Origin of the sequence: Desulfovibrio sp. 86, from assembly GCF_902702915.1 — a bacterium.
In the GTDB taxonomy this organism is placed as follows: Bacteria; Desulfobacterota; Desulfovibrionia; order Desulfovibrionales; family Desulfovibrionaceae; genus Desulfovibrio.
Genome location: NZ_LR738849.1, coordinates 556,181 through 578,380 on the forward strand (window position 1 = coordinate 556,181; position 22,200 = coordinate 578,380).

The window sequence follows — 22,200 nt, forward strand, 5'->3', positions numbered from 1 at the left end:
AATATCGCGCATCAAGGATACTGGTATGTCCACAAAATCAGAACAAACCACGAATGGCAGCCGCATGCTGCAAGCGGCGTTGGCAAGCTCGTTCGCCAAGCTGGCCCCGCGCTCCCAGGCCCGGAACTTTGTCATGTTTACCGTGTACCTTTCCGCCATCATGACCACGCTTCTGGCCGTTCTTGCCGTTCTGGGCGGTCCGGGCGCAATTTCGGCCCGCACCGTGCAAGCCGGATTTGCTGGCGCTGTGGCCGTCATCTTGTGGTTCACGGTACTGTTCGCCAACTTTGCCGAGGCCATAGCCGAAGGGCGGGGCAAGGCGCAGGCAGACAGCTTGCGCAAAGCGCGTAAAAACGTCACCGCCCGTCGGTTGCCGAATCCCGCCACGCGCGATTCGCACGTCATGACGCCATCCACCGACCTGAAGCCCGGCGACTATGTGCTGGTGTACGCCGGAGAGCAGATCCCCGCTGACGGCGATGTTACGGAAGGCGCGGCTTCGGTGGACGAAAGCGCCATCACGGGGGAATCCGCCCCTGTCATCCGTGAAAGCGGCGGGGACCGCAGCGCCGTTACCGGCGGCACCACGGTTCTTTCCGACTGGCTTGTGATCCGCGTTACCAGCGAGGTGGGCCGCAGCTTTCTGGACAGGATGATCGCCATGGTTGAAGGGGCCGCCCGGCAAAAAACCCCCAACGAAATAGCCCTGAACATTCTGCTGGTGGCGCTCACCATTATTTTTCTGCTGGTTACGGGTTCTCTGTGGTGCTTCGCGCGCTTTGCTGCGGAACAGGGGCACGCCGCCAACCCTGCTGACCTTACTTCGCTGGTGGCGCTGTATGTGTGTCTGGCCCCGACCACTATCGGCGCGCTGCTTTCGTCCATAGGGATTGCGGGCATGAGTCGTCTGAACCGGGCAAATGTTCTCGCCATGAGCGGACGCGCCATTGAAGCGGCGGGCGATGTGGATGTGCTTCTGCTGGACAAAACGGGCACCATCACTCTTGGCAACCGGCAGGCCGTGGCTTTCAAACCCGTGGATGGGCACAGCGAACAGGAACTAGCCCACGCGGCGCAGCTTGCCTCGTTGGCGGACGAAACCCCCGAAGGGCGCAGCATTGTGCAGCTTGCCGAAACCATGTCGCCCCGGCGCACCACAGAGCACAATGACGGCCAGATGATTTTTGTGCCTTTTACAGCCCAAACCCGCATGAGCGGCGTTGACGTGCAGAATTCTTCCATCCGCAAAGGAGCGGCCGATGCTGTTGGACGCTTTGTTGAGGGCATGGGCGGCTACATCAGCGAGCGCTGCGCGGAAGAAGTCAGCGCCATTGCCCGTCAGGGCGGAACGCCGCTGGTGGTGGCCCGTGACGCTGCGGTGCTTGGCGTTGTCCATCTCAAAGACGTCATCAAGGACGGCGTCCGGGAAAAATTTGGCGAACTGCGCCGCATGGGCATAAAAACGGTCATGATTACCGGCGACAATCCGCTTACAGCGGCTGCCATTGCCGCAGAGGCCGGTGTGGACGACTTTTTGGCCGAAGCCACCCCGGAAGCCAAACTGGCGCTCATCCGTGAGTTTCAGGCAAAAGGCCATCTGGTGGCCATGACCGGCGACGGGACCAACGACGCCCCGGCTCTGGCGCAGGCGGATGTGGCTGTTGCCATGAATACGGGAACCCAGGCGGCCAAGGAAGCGGGCAATATGGTGGACCTTGATTCGTCGCCCACAAAGCTGCTGGACATCGTGCGCATCGGCAAGCAGCTGCTCATGACGCGCGGCAGCCTCACAACCTTTTCCCTGGCCAACGACGCGGCCAAATATTTTGCCATCATCCCTGCCCTGTTTATGGGATTATACCCCGGCCTGGGCGCGCTCAACATCATGGGTCTGCACAGTCCGCACAGCGCCATTCTTGCTGCCACCATTTACAATGCGCTTATCATTGTGGCGCTTATCCCCTTGGCCCTGCGGGGCGTGAAGTACCGTGAGGAGTGTTCCGAGCACCTGCTGCGCCGTAACCTTTTTATTTACGGGTTGGGGGGATTGGCCGCACCCTTTGTGGCCATCAAGCTTATTGATTTGTGCCTGGTCGGCCTTGGGCTGGCTTGAGGAGAATACACATGCACACCTTGACAGTACTACGCCGCGCTGTGGTTTTTCTGGCGCTTCTGACCATTCTTACATGTGCCTACACCGTGATTGTCACGGCTGCAGGCAAGGCTCTTTTTCCCTTTCAGGTCGGGGGCAGCATCATAACAATCAACGGCAAGGCATACAGCACCCTGCTGGGCCAGCCCTTCAACGCCCCCAACCACTTGTGGGGCCGCCCCGTCAGTGTGGACGTTTCCACATATTCCGCCAACAGCAAGCCGCTGCTCTATGCCGGGCCCAGCAACAAAAGCCCTGCCACCGCAGAATACGCGGCAAATCTGCAAACCCGGCTTGACCATGTCAGGAACGCCCACCCGGAAAAAGCGGGCACGCCTGTGCCGGTCGATCTCGTGACGGAATCTGCCAGCGGCCTTGACCCGCATATTTCGCCCGCAGCGGCAGAATACCAGGCGGAAAGGCTGGCCCGCGCCACGGGCTTTACGCTTGTTGAGGTACGCCGTACCATTGCCATGTATACTGAAGGACGAACCCTGGGGCTGTTGGGTGAACCCAGGGTGAATGTGCTCAAGGTCAATCTGGCGCTTGACGGGCTGCTGCCCAGTGGGCGCGCCGCTTCCCGCGATGGCGGTACTTCGCCGCAAACCGGGGCCAGGGCGACGGCGGTTGCGCGCTAACCCTTTCACCCTTCAGCCAGTTACGGAAAAGTCATGGCAGAAAGCTATTCCCGTCCATCTCCAGACGCATTGCTGGCGCAGTTGCGACAAGCGGAACCCGGCAACACCCCGCTTACAGCGGATGCTGCGCGGCCTGGAGGCGCTTTTCCGCCACGCGGCACGCTCAAGATATTTTTCGGCTACGCGGCAGGGGTGGGCAAAACATACGCCATGCTCCGGGCGGCCCACACCGCCGCAGAACAAGGGCAAAACGTGGCTGTGGGATACGTCGAGCCGCATCCCCGGCCTGAAACTGCGGCCCTGCTGGATGGGCTGAAAAGTGTTCCGCCGCTGGTTCTGCCTTACCGGAATATGTCGCTCAACGAGTTGGACGTGGACGCAGTGCTGTCCCTCAGGCCAGAAATAGCCCTCGTGGACGAACTCGCGCACTCCAATGCCGAAGGTTGCCGCAACCGCAAACGGCATCAGGATGTGGAAGAGCTGCTGCAAGCGGGCATATCCGTCTGGACAACCGTCAACGTGCAGCATCTGGAAAGCCTCAATGATGTGGTGGCCGCCATGACCGGCGTTATGGTGCGCGAACGCGTGCCCGACAGCGTGTTTGACGGCGCTGACCATGTGGAACTGGTGGATCTGGAGCCAGACGAGCTCATGGCCCGGCTGCGCAGAGGCAAGATCTATGCTGAATCTCAGGTGCAGCGCGCGCTGGGGCACTTTTTTCTGCCCGCGAACCTCATAGCCCTGCGTGAACTGGCGCTGCGGCGCATGGCCGACCGCATCAACCGGCGCGCACTGCCCGCCGACATCAACGGTGGCGGGGCAAAACGGCAGATCAAGGAACATATTCTCATCTGTCTTTCGGGCGCGCCCAGCAACGCCCGCGTCATTCGCACCGCCGCGCGCATGGTGGAGGCTTTTCACGCCGATTTTACCGCCCTGTTCGTGCAAAACGAATCCGCAAACCGTGACAGCGCCAAAAGCCGAAAGACCCTGCGAGAAAACACCCGTCTGGCCGAAGATCTGGGCGCGGCCATCGTCACCTTGCAGGGTGAGGACATTCCAACGCAAATTGCCGAATACGCCCGCTTGAGCGGCGTGAGCAAAATTGTGGTGGGCCGTTCACCCACCGGAGGCTGGCCCCCACGCAAGGGGAAAACCCTGGTGGAACGCCTGGCCGAACTCGCCCCGGAAATGGAAACCTATATTATTCCCGACGCAAAAACTGCCGGGGACGGGCGGCAGCACAACAGCCCCATGGGTGCGGCCCTGCGCACCCTGCGGAACACCATTCCGCTTTCGTGGCGGCAATGGGCGATTACCGCGCTCCTGCTTTCTGTATGCACCTGCGCCGGATTTTTGATGTTTTCATTGGACATGCCCAATTCCGGTATCGCAGGACTGTATATGCTGGGCGTGCTGGGCGTTTCCATTCTTACTTCTGGCCCATGGTACGGTGTGGCCGCATCCATTGCTGGCGTGGCCCTGTTTGATTTTCTGTTTGTAGCGCCACGGTTCAGTTTTACCGTGTATGACGTGGACTATCTGAGCCTCTTCATAGCCACGCTCATGGTTTCGGTGGCGACCAGCGCCATTACCACCCGAGCCAGAAGTCAGGCCCGGCGCAGCGCGGCCAGGGCACTGCATACAGAACTGCTCCTGGGCAATAGCCGCAGACTGCAAAAAGCGGCCAATGAAGAAGACATCCTTGCGGAAGCCGCCCGTCAGTTCAGCACCCTGCTTGCTTGCGAGGCAACCATATACCCCGTCCGCAATGGCCGCCTGGAACCAGGAATCAACTTTTCACATGGCATGAATGCAGGTCCGTACCTTGAAAAAAAAGCGCTCGTGGCTGGTAAAAAACGCCGTGATGACAGAGTGGTAAGCGCCGATAAAAGCCCGACGTACGGCAAGGATGAGCGAGCCGTGGCGGAATGGGTTGCCAAAAACGGACGCCCTGCAGGGGCAGGAACGGATTCCCTGCCTGGCGCGCAACGGAGTTTTGTTCCCATCCGCAGTCAGACGGAGGTTCTTGCCGTCGCCGCACTGGATTTCCACGCGAACCATCCGGGATCACTGGCGGATGCGGCCAGCAAGAATCTTGTCCTGGCATTGGCGGGCGAATGCGCCATGGCCCTGGAAAAAGAGCGCCTTGGCCGCGCCAATGCCCAAATAGCCGCCCACGCCCAGCAGGAGAAGCTGCGGGCGGATGTGCTGCGTTCCATTTCGCACGATCTGCGCACGCCTTTGACCAGTATTTGCGGCAACGCGGCTATTCTGGCGGGACGCGACAGCCTTGCGGAAAACCCGGAACAACGCGCGCAACTGGCAACGGCCATTGAGGAGGACGCCCGCTATCTGGTGGGCATGGTGGAAAACCTGCTGGCTCTGACACGCCTTGAACAACAGGGCTTTACCTTGCGCCTTGAGCCGGAACTGCTTGAGGACGTTATCTGCGAGGCCATGAATATAACAAACCGCCGCGCCGCTCGGCACGTTCTACGGGCGGAAATCCCCGACACGCTGCTCATGGCCCGCATGGATGCGCGACTTATGGTGCAGGTGCTCGTCAACCTGCTGGACAACGCGGTCAAATACACCCCTGAGGGCACTGCCATACATGTACGCGCTCTGGCCGACGGGCCATGGGCACGCGTGGCAGTGGCTGATGACGGGCCGGGCATTTCCAATGAAGAAAAAAATCGTATCTTTGACATGTTCCATGCCGCAGCAGTAAAAAAAGGCGACGGCAGGCGGGGCATGGGGCTTGGGCTGGCCTTGTGCCGCAGCATTGTCCGGGCCCACGGCGGCGACATACAGGTGTTCGACAATACGCCCCGTGGCGCCGTGTTTTCGCTGACGCTGCCAAGAGAGACGGGCTACGGCGAACAAACGACAAATTCCGCTCCACCGCTTGCAACAGAACCCAAACAGGGCTGACCCATGCCGCACGATTCGCCTTTTCAGACTACCCCAAACGCGCAACAGGCCATTGAAATTCCAGAACGTATCCTTGTGGTGGAAGACGACAAGGCCATTCGCGCTCTTGTGACGGCCACCCTTGAAAGCCACGGCATGTCCTTTCTTGCCGCCGCAACGGGACGCGAAGCCCTTGCAGCAGCTTCTGCCTCGAATCCCGATGTAATCCTGCTTGACCTGGGGCTGCCCGATATGGATGGCGTGGATATTATTCGCGCCGTGCGGCAGTGGACCATGACGCCCATCATTGTTCTCAGCGCCCGCAGCGAAGACGACGACAAAGTGGCCGCGCTGGATGCCGGCGCCGACGACTACCTGACAAAACCTTTCAGTGTTGATGAACTGCTGGCGCGACTTCGGGCCGCCCTGCGCCGCATCCGCTATGAACGCGGCAACATGAACCGCGATCAAAGCATCTTTGAAAACGGCCCCCTGCGCATTGACTTCGCGGCGGGCTGTGTGACCGTTGACGGACAGGACGTGCGCCTTGCCCCCATGGAGTACAAACTCTTGTGCCTGCTTGCCCATAACGCGGGCAAGGTGCTGACGCACAGAACAATCCTCCAGGCCGTCTGGGGCTCCACCCTGCCCCAGAATTTACCTTCCCTGCGCGTATTCATGGCTACCTTGCGCAAAAAGCTGGAAGCTGTCTCTCCGCAGTGCAACTGCATTCATACCCATGTTGGGGTTGGCTACCGCATGGGACGCCTTGAAGCCCCACCGGAAGTGTAGCTGTCCAGCGGGTAAGACTGTCGCCAGCAACATCGCACCCCCATTTGACGGCATTCCGAAGGCATTGTGCAACCTTGCTATGCTGCGCTGCCTGTTCATGCCAAAATTCTCGGCCACCATTGATGTAGAAGCCTTTGGCATGCATGCGGCGGCACAGGGTATGCGCCCACGCAGATCAAACGCCGCGCGAACAAATTGACAGTTCCGCGCTTTTCGGCTGGTCGTAGGTGTACATTCCAACAGGCAGATCACTCTACAAATCCTGGAGCTTGAAGAGGCTCAACGCGTTGCCGCGCTGCATCAAAGCAGGGCGGTTTTTTTGCGTAAAAAAATTGGCGCGTTAGCGTCAGGCGCGTTTTCCCTCACAGGATAACAGCGCCGTCGTAACGCCCCGCGCTGCCCTGTCCTCTCCAGCGCGTCTTGCGACAAACGGCCGCTCCGTCCCGCGCGTCTTGCGACAAACGGCCGCTCCGTCCCGCGTCGCAGACGCCGTGGCGTTCCACAGCCCCGTGGTGGGCATGCTTGCGATATCCTTCAAGGCACAAATTTTGCTTAAAAAGCTGCGCACGACCCCGAAGGGTCAATTTTGCCGCCCATCGTTTCCGCACTACCCCGACAGAACAGGAAACGCCAGCATAAGGAGAAAGCCTGTGGAACTGGAATTCCGTTTTCGCAATAATGACATGGGAATGTTGTTCCCCACATTTCAGGAAAGGGTGAACGCCATGCTGCCCGCCCAAAAGGCCGAGGCCGGAACCGAAGCATCCGCTGCGCCCGAGTTGAAGCCCCCGGTCACGGAAACGCCGCACATGCTCAACAATGAAGAAATGACCCAGGCCCTTGCCCAGGTGGAAGAAGAAGCCGCCCAGCACAGCCAGGAACTGATGCAGGCGCACTCCGGCCTCAATGAGCAGCGCGTGGCGCGGCTTCTGGGGCTGCTCGACTAGAGCGGATTCCCTTTGAGATGCTTCACATTTCAAAGGCAGTCTTGCTTAGAGCATTTTTACTTTGAAAAAGTGCAAATGCTCTAACGCTGTACGAAAGTACAGCGCGCCACAACGTGGCGTGGATTCAGCCGGAAATCGCATTTTTCGGCTGAATGAAAACTTTGAAATGTGAAGCATTTCAAAGTTAATCTGCTATAGAAGTCCATTATTTTGACGGTGCGTTTCTCTTTGCCCAGAACGCAAGAACCGCCTTTGCCTCCCCTTTCGTACAGGAGAACAAAGGCGGTTCTTGCGTTCTGGGCGGTGTTATACGCCCTTGCGGGCAGCCCTACACCTCAAGGCTCAGGCCCACAGGGCAATGGTCCGAGCCGTACACGTCCTGCTCGATCCAGGCGTCGCGGATGGCGGGCGCAAGCTCCTGCGACACGAAAAAGTAGTCAATGCGCCAGCCCACGTTCTTTTCGCGCGCTCGGCTCTTGTACGACCACCAAGAATAGTTGTCGGGCGCGTCGCCGTGCACATGACGGAACGTGTCCACATAGCCCATGGCAAGAAAACGATCCATAAAGGCCCGTTCTTCGGGCAGAAAGCCCGTATTTTTTTCATTCTGCCTGGGGCGGGCCAGATCAATGGGCCGGTGCGCGATGTTGAAATCGCCGCAGACCACAATGGGTTTTGTTTTACGGCATTCTTCGGCATAGGCCAGAAACGCCTCGAAATAGCCCATTTTGTAGGACACCCGCTTGAATGCGCCTGTGGGTTTGCCGTTTTCGTCCAGCTCTTCAGCGCCGCCGTTGGGGAAATAACCGTTAAAAAAATGAAATGCCGGGTATTCCAGATGCAGCAGACGCCCCTCACCCTGATATTCGGGCTGCGGCAGTTCCGCGCTGCACGACAAAAAAGGTCTGCGGCTGTATACGGCCACGCCGGAATAGCCCTTTTTTACACTGCTGGACGCCCAGCGGGATTCCCAGCCCGCAGGCTCGCGCACGGTCTCGTCCAGTTGTTCGGGGTGGGCCTTGGTTTCTTGCAGGGCCACCACATCCGCATCGGTCTGCGTGAACCAGTCCCATTCAGCCTTGGCGGATACCGCACGCAGGCCGTTGACGTTCCAGGATACAAGTTTGAACTGCATAAAACCTCCGGCCAAAGCATAGCCTTGCTGGGCCGACCCCGCAAGCTCGCCGGAAACGGATACAGTGTTGCCGATTGCGCAAAAAGAAGCTTTGCTGTAGTAATAAGCCTGGGTTGCATCACGCAGCGCCGGGCTTTCCGGCGCATGAGCCCATGAAATTTAGGAGTCGCTTCATGGAAATTTTGCCCATCAGACGCGCCATATTGAGCGTCACGGACAAAAGCGGCCTTGTGGAATTCGCCACTTTTCTGACAGCCCGCGGCGTGGAGCTTATCTCCACCGGCGGCACCCAGAAAGTGCTGGAGGCGGCGGGGCTGCCCGTCACCGCGGTAAGCACGGTAACCGGTTTCCCCGAAATTCTCGGCGGCCGGGTAAAGACCCTGCACCCCAAGATTCACGCAGGCATTCTAGCCAACAAGGACGAAGAATCCCACATGCAGACCCTGACCGAAAAGGGCATACGTCCTTTTGACCTTGTCTGCGTCAACCTCTACGACTTTGCGGGCGCGGTGGAGCGGCACCTTTCGCTTGAAGAAGCCGTGGAAGAAATCGACATCGGCGGCCCGTGTATGCTGCGGGCTGCGGCTAAGAACTTTCACAGCGTTCTTGTGCTGTCCTCGCCCCAGTGGTACCCAGTGGCCATGGACGAAATGCGCGCTCACAATAACGGCGTTAGCCTGGAATTTCGCCAGATTATGGCTTCCAGGGCCTTTGAGGCCACTTCGCGCTACGACGCCCTCATCACATCCTACCTTCGTCCCTAACCGTCATGCCACGGGGCGGCCCCGCCGCCCCGTTTTTTCCAAGCCACGGCCGCCGAACCAGTCCTCCGGCCGCAGGAAATGCAAAAACACACGCCCGTCAGGAGCCGACCATTCCAAAACCAGAAGGCAATGTACAGGGGCTGAAACCGAGCCAGCTTACCGCCCTCAACCGTTTGTTCAACCGCCGTTTTCCGGCGGAAGACGTCTATACGGTGGAGCAGGCGCGTGAACTGGCCCTGCTTTCACGCGCCGTGGGACGGCAGGTTGGCCTGCTCATAGACCGCAAGGGCCGCGTGCAGATGGTCATTGTGGGCGAGCCGGGCAGCATATTGATTCCCGAACTGCCCAGAGGCCGCAGCGGCAATGAACGCCTGCGCGGCCTGCGTCTCCTGCACACGCACCTGACCCCCGGCGGCATCAGCCAGGAAGACCTCATGGACATGCTCTTCCTGCGGCTGGACGCCGTCATCGCGCTTACGGTCAATCCCGTGGGCGACCCAGTGCAGTGGCAGGCGGCGCACCTCCTGCCCTCCAGCGTCAACGGCCAGGCCTATCACCTTGACCAGCCCCGCCCCTGGGACCGCACGGCAGCCCATATGACGGACACGGCCGAAGCGCTGGAAGAAGAACTGTCCCGCAGGGCCGAAGACGCCAAGGAGGCGGACGGCAGCCCGCGAGTCCTGCTGGTTTCCGTGGCTGCTGTGCCCCGCATCATTCAGGAGCGCAATCTGGACGAACTGGGCGAGTTGGCGCGCACCGCCGGCCTGACCGTGGCCGGGCGCATGGTGCAGCGCGTGACCCAGGTGAATCCGCGCCTTATCATGGGCAGGGGCAAAGTGGCGGAGCTTGAAGTGCTGGCCCTGCAAGGCAGAGCGGGCATGCTGATCTTTGACGGCGAGCTTTCGCCCTCGCAATTGCACAATCTGGCTGACATCACCGAACGCAAGGTCATAGACCGCACCCAGCTTATTCTTGATATCTTTGCCCAGCACGCCGTAAGCCGCGCGGGCAAGTTGCAGGTGGAACTGGCCCAGCTGCGCTACACCCAGCCGCGCCTTGTGGGCAAAAACCGCGCCATGGACCGCCTCATGGGCGGCATCGGCGGACGCGGCCCCGGCGAAACCAAGCTTGAGACCGACCGCCGCAAAATACGCGATCGCATGGCCCGCATCCGCAAGGAACTTGACCAGTTGCGCCGCCAGCGCTCCTTTACCAGGGCGCGCCGCTCACGTCAGGGCATCCCCCTGGCCGCCCTTGTGGGCTACACCAATGCGGGCAAGTCCACCTTGCTCAATACGCTCACCCGCTCCGAGGTACTGGCCGAGAACAAGCTTTTCGCCACCCTTGATCCCACCACGCGGCGGCTGCGCTTTCCCGCCGAAAAAGAGCTTATTCTGGCCGACACCGTAGGGTTCATCCGCAATCTGCCCAAGGAACTTATGGACGCCTTTCGCGCCACCCTTGAAGAACTGGAGGCGGCCCAACTGCTTCTGCATGTGGCCGACGCCTCGCATCCAGACCTTTTGCAGCAGATCAACGCCGTGGAAACCATACTGGCCGAAATGGAGCTTGACCGCGTGCCGCGCCTGCTCATCCTCAATAAATGGGATCAGCTGGAAGCCCCCGCCAGGGCGGAACTGGCCGACGCCTTTCCCCTTGCCCTGCCCATCACCGCCAAAACAGGCGAAGGTTGCAAGGTGCTGCTGGAAGAGCTTGAAATGCGCCTGCTGCACGAGGCCACAACCATTGTTGAAGACGTTCCGTACAGTCTTAACTAGATCAGAGTAGCATTTAACCTAGAGAGCCCTTGAAATGTGAAGCATTTCAAGGGCTCTCTGCTCTGTCTGTTTGATCTACATCTTTCTAAGGAAGCACTGATTAAAGAGCCTCCTGGAAACGCGCAGTTATTTCGTTTGGCAAGGCGCGATCTTTTTTTGAAGCAGGAGTGGACTCTTCCGTCCTCGACTGCTTCAAAAAAAGTGAAGCAACGCCGCCAAACGGAATAAATCAGCGTTTCCCTAAATTTTGGTGACGCCCTGCGTATCGCCAGCCATAGTGTCCTGCCCGGGAGCGGGTTTTTCCGGCGCGGGCTGCGGCTTGGGTTCATCAGGCGTGGCAGGCGCAGCGGGGACGGCGGGGGCATCAGGCGCGCTTTTTGCGGCGGCATATTGGCGGGCCGTGCTTTCCATCACGGCCCGTCCCACCACCAGCCATTTGTCGCCAACCTTGCGCAAGGCAAGCCAGCTTGTCATGCGGGCGGGGGTGGTCACCTGGGCCACGGCGGCGGCGGAGCCGATTTCCGTAATCTTGGCGTTATTCAGGCTTTCAGGCACCCAGGGGCAGTTGGGAGTCTCAACCTCACGGCATTGGGCCATAAGCTCTCCCGTGCTGACGCCACGGTTGAACTGGTTGTGCAGACGAGACTCCATATCCACGATGCTGCCCAAAATCTCATCCATACCGCCAATGCCGAGCGAACGGCCCAGGCTGTCCAAAAGTCCCAGTGGGGCTTCTTCCTTGGCAAGATTCTTCATTTCATTATTGGCAAAGCTCTTCATATCCATACCAGCCAGAAAGGCGGCACTATCATTCTTTTTCAAAGCCTCGGCCATGCCGTCAAGCGCTTTTTGCGGCCCGGAGGCTACGCAGGCGGCCACCAGCGCCGCCAGGATAATCAAGACAAAGAAATAACGCGAGGAACGGCTACCTATTTTCATACATACCCCTTGGCAAATATACAGCATTTCAACTTAGAGCATTTAACACTTGAAATGCTCGTGTACGGCAGGCAAAAGCCCGCCTACTCGCATTTCGTGGCAAGGATTTTCAGAAAAATCCTTGCAGAGCATTTAACTCATTTCATTCGTAAACTGCTCTAGAGCGATTTCACTTTGAAATTGCTCTGGCGGCTGCGTGAGCAGACGCCCGCCGCGAAGGCGCAAGCGCAATTTATTTGCGCTGTTGCGCGCCAACGCGGGCGGCTTGGAAGCATTGAGAATAGATATTCTCAATGCTAAAATATTCTAGAGAACAGGCATCCCCAAAGGTTCACGTTGGTTATCTTATTGCGCAACAGCGCCGGAAAACAGCGTCATAAAACAGCACTTGCGCCTTTGCGACTACTGCCCGCATGAAGACGTGCAGGCAATGTCTTTTCGAGATTGCCCGGTCACACGCCAGACTGCATCAACAGCGAATCTGGAACGCCACAAGCTTTCTATACCCTTTCGCGCGCGACAGAGCAAATCAACTTTAAAAATATATCTTTGCAACGTCTCAAAACGGCCACTTTGGCGCGTAACAGCGCGGCTACACCGCCTTTGCGCAGCCACGGCGCGCCCCTGCGCACGCGGCGGACGGGCAGCCTTGCAAGGTGAAAGCTCTCCAACGCAAGGGGGCCGCCGCCCCGCCACAGGGCTTTTTTTCCTCCCGGCCTTCTGCTACACATGGGCCACGAGCAGCGCACGGCATTGTGACTGAGGCGCAGCGTCAGGAGGCACTTACATGAAAGTCATTATTATGTGTGGCGGCAAGGGCACGCGCTTGCGCGAAGAAACCTCGGTCAAACCCAAGCCAATGGTCGAGATCGGCGGACGGCCCGTGCTGTGGCACATCATGTCCATTTATGCCCGCTTCGGCTTCAAGGATTTTGTGCTGCCGCTGGGCTACAAGGGGCAGGTCATAAAACAGTATTTTCATGACTACAATATCCGCAACACGGATTTTACCGTTGATCTGAAAAACGGAGACATCACCACCTACCCCAGTCACATTGAAGACTGGCGCGTCACCCTGTGCGACACCGGCGAGGACACCCTCAAGGGCGGCCGTCTCAAACGCGTGGCCAAATATATTGACACCGACAGCTTCATGGTCACTTATGGCGACGGCGTGGCCGACATCGACCTGTACAAGCTCATCGAGTTCCACAAGCAGTCCGGCAGCATCGGCACCTTCACGGGCGTGCGCATGCCCTCGCGTTTCGGCACAGTGCGTACCGACGACCAGGGCAAAATTCTTTCATGGGAAGAAAAGCCCGTGCTGGACGAATACATCAACTGCGGCTTTTTTGTCTTCAAGCGCGAATTTCTGGACTACCTCACCGAGGATGAAAGCTGCGACCTTGAAAAAGAACCCCTGCAAAAGCTCGCGGCCGAAGGGCAGCTTTCAATGTACCCGCATCCCGGCCAGTGGCAGTGCATGGACACGCTGCGCGACTCCATCAAGCTCAACGAGCTTTGGGACTCCGGACGCGCTTTCTGGGTGTAAACCCGCGTTTCACGTCAGGCGCGTCAGGACGGAGCGGAGCATCATCGCGCCAGCCTCCATCCTGTCGCGCTGCAACCATTTCTGAAGGAGCAAACCATGTTTGCCAACGCATATAAGGGACGCCGGGTTTTCGTAACCGGGCACACGGGCTTTAAAGGCTCCTGGCTGGCGGCATGGCTGAGCCAGATGGGCGCGGTGGTGGGCGGCTTTTCCGACGACGTGCCCACCCACCCTTCGCATTACAGCGCCATGAACCTTGGCGCGCACCTTGAGGCCGACCTGCGCGGCGACATACGCGACCGCGACGCCATGGTGCGGGCCGTGCGCCAGTTCCGCCCGGACGCGGTCTTCCATCTGGCCGCCCAGGCTCTGGTGCGCAAATCCTATGACGATCCGGCGCTCACCTTTGAGTCCAACATGATGGGCACGCTCAACATGCTGGAAGCCGTGCGCGCCTGCCCCGACGTTGGCGCTGTGGTCATGATCACTTCGGACAAATGCTACCGCAATGACGAATGGGTGTGGGGCTACCGCGAAACCGACCATCTTGGCGGGCACGATCCCTACTCCGCCTCCAAAAGCTGCGCCGAAATCATCGCGCATTCCTACTTCGAGAGCTTTTTCAAGGACGGCCCGGCCTGCGCCACGGTGCGCGCGGGCAATGTCATCGGCGGCGGAGACTGGGCCACAGACCGCATTGTGCCCGACTGCGCCCGTGCCTGGGCCGCAGGCCAGCCGGTGCAGATCCGCAGCCCCTGGGCCACCCGCCCCTGGCAGCTGGTTCTGGAGCCGCTTTCTGGCTATCTGTGGCTGGGCGCGCGTCTTCTGCTCGGTCAGAACAGCCCCTTTGACCTGCGCGGCCAGGCGTACAACTTCGGCCCCGCCGCTGATGTGAACAATACCGTGGCCGAGGTGGTTGAAGCCCTGGCCATGCACTGGCCCGGCTTCAACAGCGAAATGGACAAGGCCGGACAGGCCGGCATGAAGGAATGCACCCTGCTCAAGCTTTGCTGCGACAAAGCCCTGGCCCACCTGGGCTGGAAGGCCACGCTCAATTTTGAAGAAACCATCCGCTACACTGCGGAGTGGTACCATTGCTTCTATCAGGGCGAGGGCGGAAAAAAACCGCAGAACATGCTGGACTTCACGCTGGGCCAGATTTCGGCCTATGTGAACGCCGCCGAACAGCGCGGACAGGTGTGGGTAAAGTAATGGAAGCCACAGAAAGTATGGCGCAGGATGTGGGCATTGAAGGCGCATTGCTGCAACCGCTGGCGGTGATCCCCACTCCCGGCGGCCCTGTGATGCATATGCTGCGCCCCGAATCCGCCCTGCTGCCCGATTTTCACCAGTGCTTCGGGGAAATATATTTTTCCGAAGTTCTGCCCGGCCACGTCAAGGCATGGAAGCGCCATACCCGCCAGGTACAGCATTTTGCCGTTCCTTCCGGCCTTTTGCGCATCGTGCTGTACGATGACAGGCAAGGCTCCGCGACGAGGGGCGTTTTGTGCGAACTGGCCCTGGGCAGGCCGGACAACTACGCCCTGCTGCGCATCCCCACGGGCGTGTGGTACGGCTTCACGGCCATGGGCGACGCGCCTGCCCTCATCTGCAACTGCGCGGACATTCCCCACGATCCGACAGAAGGCCAGCGCCTGCCCGTGGATGATCCTTCCATTCCCTACGCCTGGAGCGCGGAAAAGGCATAGCCATGGCATACAGCAATCTGTTGCGGGCCGCCTGGCAAGGGCGGCCCGACGACGCTCCTCGCCTGTCGGGCGCAGCGACGTTGCGCGCATGGTGGCAAGCCTGCCGACCGCCCTTCTTCATCACGGCGGCCATACCGGTAACCTTGGCCCTGGCCTTTGCCTTTCGCCTTGAGGGGCAGATCAGCCCACGGCAGTGGACCGTTTACGGACTTCTTCTGCTCGGCTGCTTTATGGGGCTGACCATAGCCAACTTTGCCAATGACCTTTTCGACCATATTCTTGGTGTGGACGGCGGCGACAATATCGGCGGATCGCGCGTTATCCAGAACGGTTCCATCAGCCCCCGCCAGCTTTCCGTGGCGCTTCTGCTGCTTACCCCCGCCACGCTTGCCGTGGGCGGACTGCTCATAGCCATGACGCCCGCAGGTTTGCGCTGCGCTTTGTGGGCCGCGAGCCTTTTTGCCGTGGCCTCGGCCTTTTTTTATGTGGCCCCGCCCCTGCGTTACGGGCACAGGGCGCTGGGTGAACTTTTCGTCTGCCTGAACATGGGCTTTATCATGGTCTGCGCCAGCACGTCCCTGCTGCTGCAAAGTTTTGACCCGCGCAGCATGGCGCTGGCGCTTCCCATAGGGCTTATGGTGGCGGGCGTGTTGTATTACCAGAGCCTGCCTGAAATCGAAACAGATTTTGCCGCCGGCAAACACACTCTGGCCAACACGCTGGGCAAGGACAAGGCCGCGCTTGTCTTCCGCCTGTGGTGGCCCGCCGTGTGGCTGCTGCTGCTCAACCTGTGGGCGGCCGGGCTGGCGGGCTGGCCTGTGGCGCTGGCCCTGCTGGGCCTGCCCTTCTATTGGCGGGCCTGCCGCCATATCGAGGCGGCGCAGTCCGGCGATTGGCTGCCCCTGGACGCATACGGGCATCTGGTGCGCAAGTGCTACCTTTTGAGCGGCGCGGCGCTCATTGTGGGTGTGGCCCTTTAGGCAATCCTCCGTTGAGGATGGATATTCTCGACGTATCCTCGCCTCGACTCCTGACCGACTAAAAAATCCCGCTTACGCCATTAGAGCATTTAACACTTGAAATGCTCGCGTACGGCAGGCAAAAGCCTGCCTGCTCGCATTTCGTGGCAAGGATTTTTCAGAAAAATCCTTGCAGAGCATTTAACTCATTTCATTCGTAAACTGCTCTAGGGTGAACGCCTACCCCCCCTGTAGCCTCCAGAGCGCTTTCCACATGAAAATGCTCACCAATGAAGGTTTTAGGGGGTGGGGGCGTGGGGGAGGAGACCCTTTTGCAAAAGGGTCCCTCCCCCACAAAACACCACACAATAATAGCACCCTGAAGCACGAAAAAGGGGCGGCACAGGCCGCCCCTTTTTTCGTAAAAAAACAACTCGTTTTGCTTCTCAGCCCAGCACGGCTCTGGCTTCGGCCAGCCGGGCCTCGTCTTCACGGTCCAGGGCTCGCAGGGCGCGGGCCAGGGTCTGCCATGCCTCAGGTCTGTCGTGCAGACCCGCGCTCTTGCGAGCCAGCAGTTCGGCCATGGCCGGGTCTTCGTTGCCGTCAAGGTAGATATTGGCCAGCAGCAGCATGGAGGCTGCGTCCTGCGGATTGCGCAGCAAGGCTTCGTGCAGCAGTTCACGGGCTTCGCCGCCCTTGCGCTGCCGGGCGGCCACACGGGCCAGATGCCGCCTGGCCACGCCGGGACGTCCGGGGGCGGCGTCTTCAATGGCGGCGGCCAGTTCGTAATAGCGGCGGGCTTCGGCCCTTCTGCCGCTCTGCTCGCACAACTGCCCGAGACGTATATGGGCAAACAGATGGTCGGGCGCTGTCTTGACGCACTGGCGGTAATAGCGCGCGGCGGCGCGGCGCTCACCCAGACTTTGGCAGACATTGCCAAGATTGTAGTTGATTTGCGTGGCTGTGCCTTCGTCCGGCTTGTGGCGCAGGGCCTCAAGAAAATGCCTGCGCGCCTCATGCCTGCGACCCAGGGCCGCCATGCACACACCAAGGGAGTTCCAGGCCATGACGTTGGTTTCGTCCGCCAGCAGGGCCAGCTTGTATTCCTCAAGCGCGCCGAACACGTCGCCAAGGCTGTAACGCCGGTCGGCGCTGATGTTCAGGGCCAGCGAGTTGCATTGCCCCACTCTTGGGTGCGGCAGAAGAAGGGCATATTCCAGAGCTCTGAGGGCGCAGTCGGGCATTTCGGCTTTGCGATATTGCAAAAAGGGAAAGGCGGCCAGACCCGCAGCGGCATCGACACCTGCGTCTTTCAGGGCCGAGCACAGGGATTCATACAGGGGCACGACGTTCTGCGGCTCTGAACCGGGGTGGAAAAAAATCAGGCTGTTGCTGCCATAAAGCCCGGCCAGAGGGGCGGCCCCCGCATCGTGCGGGGCGGCCCTGCGCAGCAGCTTTTCCCACAAATGCAGGGCTGTTGCCGCTGTGGAGCTTGACGCGCCTTCCATGCGGACGATGGCGAGCACAAAACGGGCGCGGCGCTCGCTTTCCTGCGCAAAACGGTTGAGAAAATCACCGTGACCGCACAGCGCCGCCTGTTCGGCCTGCGCGGCGTCCACGGCAGTCTCTGTGCCTGGGGCTGTGGCAGTATATGGGGCAGCAGCGGCAGCTGGCGCACGGGCGGCGGACTCGGCGGCAGCCTGGGCATGCCCTGTTGCGACGCTTCCTGAGGCTGCGGCAGGGAACGCGGCAGGGAATGCGGCCTTGCCAGCGGCCGACGCGGCACTGCCCGCCGGGGCGGGATTGGCCACCGGGGCGGGACTGGCCGCCGTGACGGCGGAACCCGTTTCCATCGGCTGCCGCGCGTGCCCAGAGGTTTCGTCAGGCGGAGCGGCTGCGGCATTCTGTTGCCCAGCAGGCACGGATGGTACGGACGGCACGGATGGCACGGATGGCACGGATGGCATGCCTTGGGCGTCGGAAAAATGCAGCACGGGATCGTGTCCGTCGAGATCTGGACTGAGCACCGGACTTTGCCCAAGGAGCGCCAGACTGTCGCCGGGCGCGGGCAGAAACGTGGTGTCTACCAGATGCAAAATTTCGGCTATGGAATCCCTGTCGCCCACACGCAGCAGCACGACTTCGCCCTTGTGGCGCGCCTTCTGGCCGGGTTCGGCGCTCCAGACCGCAAAGCGCATGCCTTCACGGGCCTTGGCCTGTCGCCCAAGACTGATGCGCAGACGGCCCACCGGCAATGCTTCCAGCACAAGCCCACCCTCTTGCAGGATGCGGGCAAAAGGCATGACGCGCCCCTCGCAAAAACGGTTGCCCGCCGCCCCGGCAGCGGTCTGACCAGCGACATCCGCAGCCAGCCGGGCTCTGGCCATGAGCAGCCGGGCCTGCTCATACATGCCAAGCCGCATTTCCGCTCCCTGCATATCTTGCGGATACAGGGCGTGCCCGGCGCACAGGCGTGGAGCTACCCCCTGTTTTGTCAGGGTCGGGGCGGGACGCAGCGCCTGCATGCGGGCCAGAACGGCGCAGGCCAGCTTATGGCACGCGCCACGCCCGCTGGCGGAAAGCAAAAGCGCCATTTCGTGCGTTCCCACCCGCGCGGCAAGCACGTCTGAGGGCAGAACGGCGCGGCAGGCGGCGGCAAGCTGTCGCATGACATTCTCGCCAAAGGCATAGCCATACCGCCGGATCATATCAGGCCCGTTGCTGAGACGCAGCAGCACGATGCCCATACACATGCGGTACATGGGGGCGGCAAGACCTTCCGGCGCGGAAGGCTCTTCAAGATGGGCGCGCACCCTTTCAGCCTCGCCTTCCATACGCGCAAAAAGGCTTTCCTCCGTGACAAGGCCGGTAACGGCGTCTGTGCGCACGGCCTTGGCGCGGGCCAGATTTTCCAGACACAGGGAGGCAAGGGCAGGCAGCACCTTCAAAAGAGGCCGCACCTCACGGACGCGCACGCCGTGCAGCATGACCATGCCAAGCTGATGCCCGCCCCAGTGCAGGGGCAAAAGCAGCCTGCGCTCGCGCGTCAACAACCGTGGTTCTTCCGGGGTGCACTCTCTGGGAAAATAGAGCGCGTGACCGCTGAAGCTCAAGAACGCCGACAGCTGGCGGCACAGCAGCCCTTCCATTTCCATAAGGTCTTCACGGGCCAGCTTTTGTATGGCCCGCAGTTCAGACCATTCCCGCGTGAGGCCGCTGTCGCCAGGCGCTGACGCGCCCCAAAAATTCTCTGTCCCGCCCGTCCATTCCATCCAGCCTGCCCAGTCCGGGGGTTGGGGAGTCCCGGTGGACGGTTCCGCCTGGACAGCGGTATCGGGTCGGGAATCCGGCATGTCATGGCCCTTGCCCTTGTGGCTTGCTCCGGCGATTTTTCGCTTTGTGTTCCGGGTCATTTCCTGAAATCCTTCTGCGGTCGGCAATATCAGTTTTATGGCGGCAGTGTAGTGCGCTGACAGGAGCTTGTCTAGAAAATATCTTGAAAAGTCGCCTCTGGCGCGTCAAACACCACGCGCAGGCTTGCCCAGCGAAAATTAAGAGGTTAGTATCTGACCAACGCAAGTTGTTGCCGCGCTGCCGCTCCGCAGCGTATCGCCGTCTCTGAACCGCAATCCCCATTTACAAGCAAGGAAAACCCACATGGCAGTTGCTGCTTTTCCCATAGGTCCGTTACAGACCAACAGCTACCTTATCCACAAGACCTCCAAGGCCGTGGCCATCGACGTAGGCGGCGACCCCGCCCCCATGCTGGAATACCTGAACACACACCACCTGAAGCTTGAGGCCATCTGCATAACCCACCGCCATTTCGACCATATGTACGGTGTGGCCGCTCTGGAAGAAGCCACCGGCGCGCTGGTATACATTCCGCAGGACGACGACAGCCTCGCGGGTACGGACTCCGGCAAGGGCGGCGTCTGGGGCTTTCCGCCGGTTCCGGAATTTACGGCCGCCCCCATGCCCATGGGCAATACAATCTTTGGCGACATGGTCTGCCAAGTGCTTAAAACACCTGGCCATACCCCCGGCGGCGTTTCCCTCTATTTCCCCGACGAGCATGCGGTTTTTTCCGGCGACGCCCTGTTCTACCGCTCCATCGGACGCACGGACTTTCCTGGCGGCGACCACGACACTCTTTTGCGCTCGGTCAAGGATGTGCTCTTCAAACTGCCCGCTGAAACCACGGTGTATCCGGGACACGGCCCCACAACCAATATTGGCGACGAAATCGCCAATAATCCCTTTTGTGGCGAGTTCAGACCATGAGCAGACCACTAGCCCTTCTTTGCAGTCCGCACCCTGATGGCGTGTCGGACACTGTGGCCCGACTTGTGGCCGAAGGGGCAGCCGAAGCCGGGGCCGACTGGCAGATTGTGGCCTTGCGAGACTACGCGTTTGAGGGTTGTGTCGATTGTGGCGGCTGTAGCAGGCCGCCGCACAGGTGCACGCTGGCGGACCGGGATTACGGCGGCATGAAAGACAGGGCTGATGAAATATTTTCGCTTATTGAAGCCGCGCCCCTGCTCTTCATATCCGCGCCCATCTATTTCTATTCCCTGCCCGCGCATTTCAAGGCGCTCATTGACCGCTCCCAGCGTTTCTGGGCCGCCCAAAACCACGCCTCGGCAACCAAGCCCCTGCTTCCCCGTCCGCCAATCAAGCCCACACTGGTGAGCCTGGTGGCCGGAAGACCGCGCGGCAATCTGCTGTTCTCGGGCTCCCTGCTGACCCTGCGCTATTTTCTTTCCCCGCTGAACGCTACCATCAGCGAAACACGGCTGCTGCGCGGCCTCGAAAAGGTGAAAGACCTGGAAGAACGCCCCGCTGTCCGCGCCGCGCTGCATGCCTGGGGACACGATTGGGGGTGCAGGCTCATGGCGGGCAAGATACCGGGATATGATCCGGCCGCCAGCCCCGGCACGGAGTGCGCCAAGAACGGCCCGACTGCCGCGCGCTGACCGTGCCCATCCGGGGCACTGACCTTTTTGACCTGCCTGCTGACCAGACGGCAACTACAATTGTCAGGTAGCCCGGATGAATGTGCAGTTCGCCCACAAACTCTCCACAGCCGCCCGCTTTCTGGGACTTGCCCAGGCCCGGTGCTTTCACTGCCTGCGCCCTTTCAGCCCTGACGCCGAAAATTTTTCCGCCAGCACCACTTCGCCGCCTGCGGGGTTTTTTGACCCTGCCGCTTCCCTGTGCCCATCTTGCCGCGACCTGCTTGCCCCCTACAGAGGGCCACGCTGCCCATTGTGCGGTCTGCCCTCCCCCATGCCCAACGGTCTTCCCGCTCCTGTGCCAGTTGGCGGCTACGACTCTTCACGGGAAGCTTACCAAGGCAGCCTGTGCGGGCGTTGCCTTACAGACCCGCCGCCCTGGACGCGAGCCGCCTTTTACGGGCTGTACCGCCAATCCCTGCGCCATACGCTTTTGCGGCTCAAGTTTGACGGGCACCTCTATCTGGCCCCGCTGCTTGGCGCGTTTCTTCTGGAGGCCGCACACTGTCTGCCCGGTCCCGACGCCCTGCTGGCTGTGCCGCAGTATCCGGATCATCTGCGGCACAGGGGCTACAATCAGGCGCATGAGCTTGCGAAGGCCCTGCACGCGCAGACCGGCCTTGCGCTTGTTCCCGGCCTGCTCAGCCGCACCCGCCCTGGCCCTGCCCAGGTTGGCCTCAGTGCCCGCTCGCGGCCGGAAAACGTGCGCCACAGCTTTGCTGCCTCCCCTGGGGTTAAAGGGTTGCGCCTGTGGCTGGTGGACGACGTCATGACCACGGGCAGCACCCTCCGCGCGGCGGGTCTGGCGCTGCTCAAGGCAGGGGCCAGCAGTGTGGATGTGCTGGTGGTGGCCCGCACGCCCAAAGAAGATATGGACTTCACTGGCAACAGCGCGCCATAGAGC

At 60.5% G+C, this 22,200-nt stretch carries 17 protein-coding genes; 14 read left to right on the forward strand and 3 right to left on the reverse strand.

Translation table 11 applies throughout. The features are described from left to right. Nucleotides 1-25 precede the first annotated feature (25 nt). The 5 genes from kdpB (at nt 26) to DESU86_RS02355 (ending at nt 7,445) form a co-directional block, all read left to right on the forward strand. A complete protein-coding gene (gene kdpB, locus DESU86_RS02335; protein ID WP_179979574.1) occupies nt 26-2,113 on the forward strand; it encodes a potassium-transporting ATPase subunit KdpB in 2,088 nt (695 codons plus the stop codon). An 11-nt stretch (nt 2,114-2,124) separates the two neighbouring features. After that, the gene (locus tag DESU86_RS02340; protein ID WP_179979575.1) at nt 2,125-2,790 is read left to right on the forward strand and encodes a potassium-transporting ATPase subunit C; all 666 of its coding nucleotides are present in this window, start codon (nt 2,125-2,127) and stop codon (nt 2,788-2,790) included. 33 nt (nt 2,791-2,823) lie between these two features. Then, entirely contained in the window at nt 2,824-5,727 is a 2,904-nt protein-coding gene (locus tag DESU86_RS02345; RefSeq protein WP_179979576.1) for a sensor histidine kinase, read from the forward strand. 3 nt (nt 5,728-5,730) lie between these two features. Beyond that, nucleotides 5,731-6,498: a response regulator transcription factor gene (locus DESU86_RS02350; protein ID WP_179979577.1), complete on the forward strand. Its 768-nt coding sequence runs from the start codon at nt 5,731-5,733 to the stop codon at nt 6,496-6,498. 650 nt (nt 6,499-7,148) lie between these two features. Continuing rightward, the gene (locus DESU86_RS02355) at nt 7,149-7,445 is read left to right on the forward strand and encodes a pseudouridine synthase (RefSeq protein ID WP_179979578.1); all 297 of its coding nucleotides are present in this window, start codon (nt 7,149-7,151) and stop codon (nt 7,443-7,445) included. 328 nt (nt 7,446-7,773) lie between these two features. Here DESU86_RS02355 and DESU86_RS02360 read toward each other — a convergent pair whose 3' ends face one another. Continuing rightward, nucleotides 7,774-8,580, reverse strand: coding sequence for an exodeoxyribonuclease III (locus tag DESU86_RS02360; protein WP_179979579.1), 807 nt, complete (start codon nt 8,578-8,580; stop codon nt 7,774-7,776). Nucleotides 8,581-8,753: 173 nt separating this feature from the next. Here DESU86_RS02360 and DESU86_RS02365 point away from each other — a divergent pair, with 173 nt between their 5' ends. Together DESU86_RS02365 and hflX are read left to right on the forward strand one after the other, a co-directional pair. Further along, nucleotides 8,754-9,344, forward strand: coding sequence for an IMP cyclohydrolase (locus DESU86_RS02365; RefSeq protein ID WP_179979580.1), 591 nt, complete (start codon nt 8,754-8,756; stop codon nt 9,342-9,344). Between the two features lie 251 nt (nt 9,345-9,595). Further along, entirely contained in the window at nt 9,596-11,122 is a 1,527-nt protein-coding gene (gene hflX / locus DESU86_RS02370) for a GTPase HflX (RefSeq protein ID WP_232088397.1), read from the forward strand. A gap of 240 nt (nt 11,123-11,362) precedes the next feature. Here the strand turns inward: hflX and DESU86_RS02375 are convergent, their stop codons facing one another. Continuing rightward, nucleotides 11,363-12,061 (reverse strand): hypothetical protein, encoded by a 699-nt coding sequence (locus DESU86_RS02375; RefSeq protein WP_179979582.1) that lies wholly within the window; start codon nt 12,059-12,061, stop codon nt 11,363-11,365. A 787-nt stretch (nt 12,062-12,848) separates the two neighbouring features. On the opposite strand from DESU86_RS02375, the gene rfbF reads away from it, so the two are divergent. The 4 genes from rfbF (at nt 12,849) to DESU86_RS02395 (ending at nt 16,302) form a co-directional block, all read left to right on the forward strand. Next, nucleotides 12,849-13,613 (forward strand): glucose-1-phosphate cytidylyltransferase, encoded by a 765-nt coding sequence (rfbF, locus tag DESU86_RS02380; RefSeq protein WP_179979583.1) that lies wholly within the window; start codon nt 12,849-12,851, stop codon nt 13,611-13,613. 96 nt (nt 13,614-13,709) lie between these two features. Next, on the forward strand, nt 13,710-14,825 hold the full coding sequence (gene rfbG / locus DESU86_RS02385; RefSeq protein WP_179979584.1) for a CDP-glucose 4,6-dehydratase: 1,116 nt from the start codon (nt 13,710-13,712) through the stop codon (nt 14,823-14,825). Beyond that, nucleotides 14,825-15,322: a dTDP-4-dehydrorhamnose 3,5-epimerase family protein gene (locus DESU86_RS02390; protein ID WP_179979585.1), complete on the forward strand. Its 498-nt coding sequence runs from the start codon at nt 14,825-14,827 to the stop codon at nt 15,320-15,322. The genes rfbG and DESU86_RS02390 overlap by 1 nt, the downstream gene beginning before the upstream one ends. Before the next feature lie 2 nt (nt 15,323-15,324). Continuing rightward, nucleotides 15,325-16,302 (forward strand): prenyltransferase, encoded by a 978-nt coding sequence (locus tag DESU86_RS02395; RefSeq protein WP_179979586.1) that lies wholly within the window; start codon nt 15,325-15,327, stop codon nt 16,300-16,302. Between the two features lie 425 nt (nt 16,303-16,727). Here the strand turns inward: DESU86_RS02395 and DESU86_RS02400 are convergent, their stop codons facing one another. Continuing rightward, nucleotides 16,728-19,694, reverse strand: coding sequence for a diguanylate cyclase domain-containing protein (locus DESU86_RS02400; RefSeq protein WP_179979587.1), 2,967 nt, complete (start codon nt 19,692-19,694; stop codon nt 16,728-16,730). 244 nt (nt 19,695-19,938) lie between these two features. Here DESU86_RS02400 and DESU86_RS02405 point away from each other — a divergent pair, with 244 nt between their 5' ends. The 3 genes from DESU86_RS02405 (at nt 19,939) to DESU86_RS02415 (ending at nt 22,197) form a co-directional block, all read left to right on the forward strand. Beyond that, nucleotides 19,939-20,565: an MBL fold metallo-hydrolase gene (locus DESU86_RS02405; RefSeq protein ID WP_179979588.1), complete on the forward strand. Its 627-nt coding sequence runs from the start codon at nt 19,939-19,941 to the stop codon at nt 20,563-20,565. Continuing rightward, the gene (locus tag DESU86_RS02410) at nt 20,562-21,257 is read left to right on the forward strand and encodes a flavodoxin family protein (protein WP_179979589.1); all 696 of its coding nucleotides are present in this window, start codon (nt 20,562-20,564) and stop codon (nt 21,255-21,257) included. Before DESU86_RS02405 ends, DESU86_RS02410 begins: the two co-directional genes overlap by 4 nt. A 76-nt stretch (nt 21,258-21,333) precedes the next feature. Next, complete coding sequence (locus tag DESU86_RS02415; protein ID WP_179979590.1) at nt 21,334-22,197, forward strand: ComF family protein; 864 nt, start codon at nt 21,334-21,336, stop codon at nt 22,195-22,197. Nucleotides 22,198-22,200: the final 3 nt, after the last annotated feature.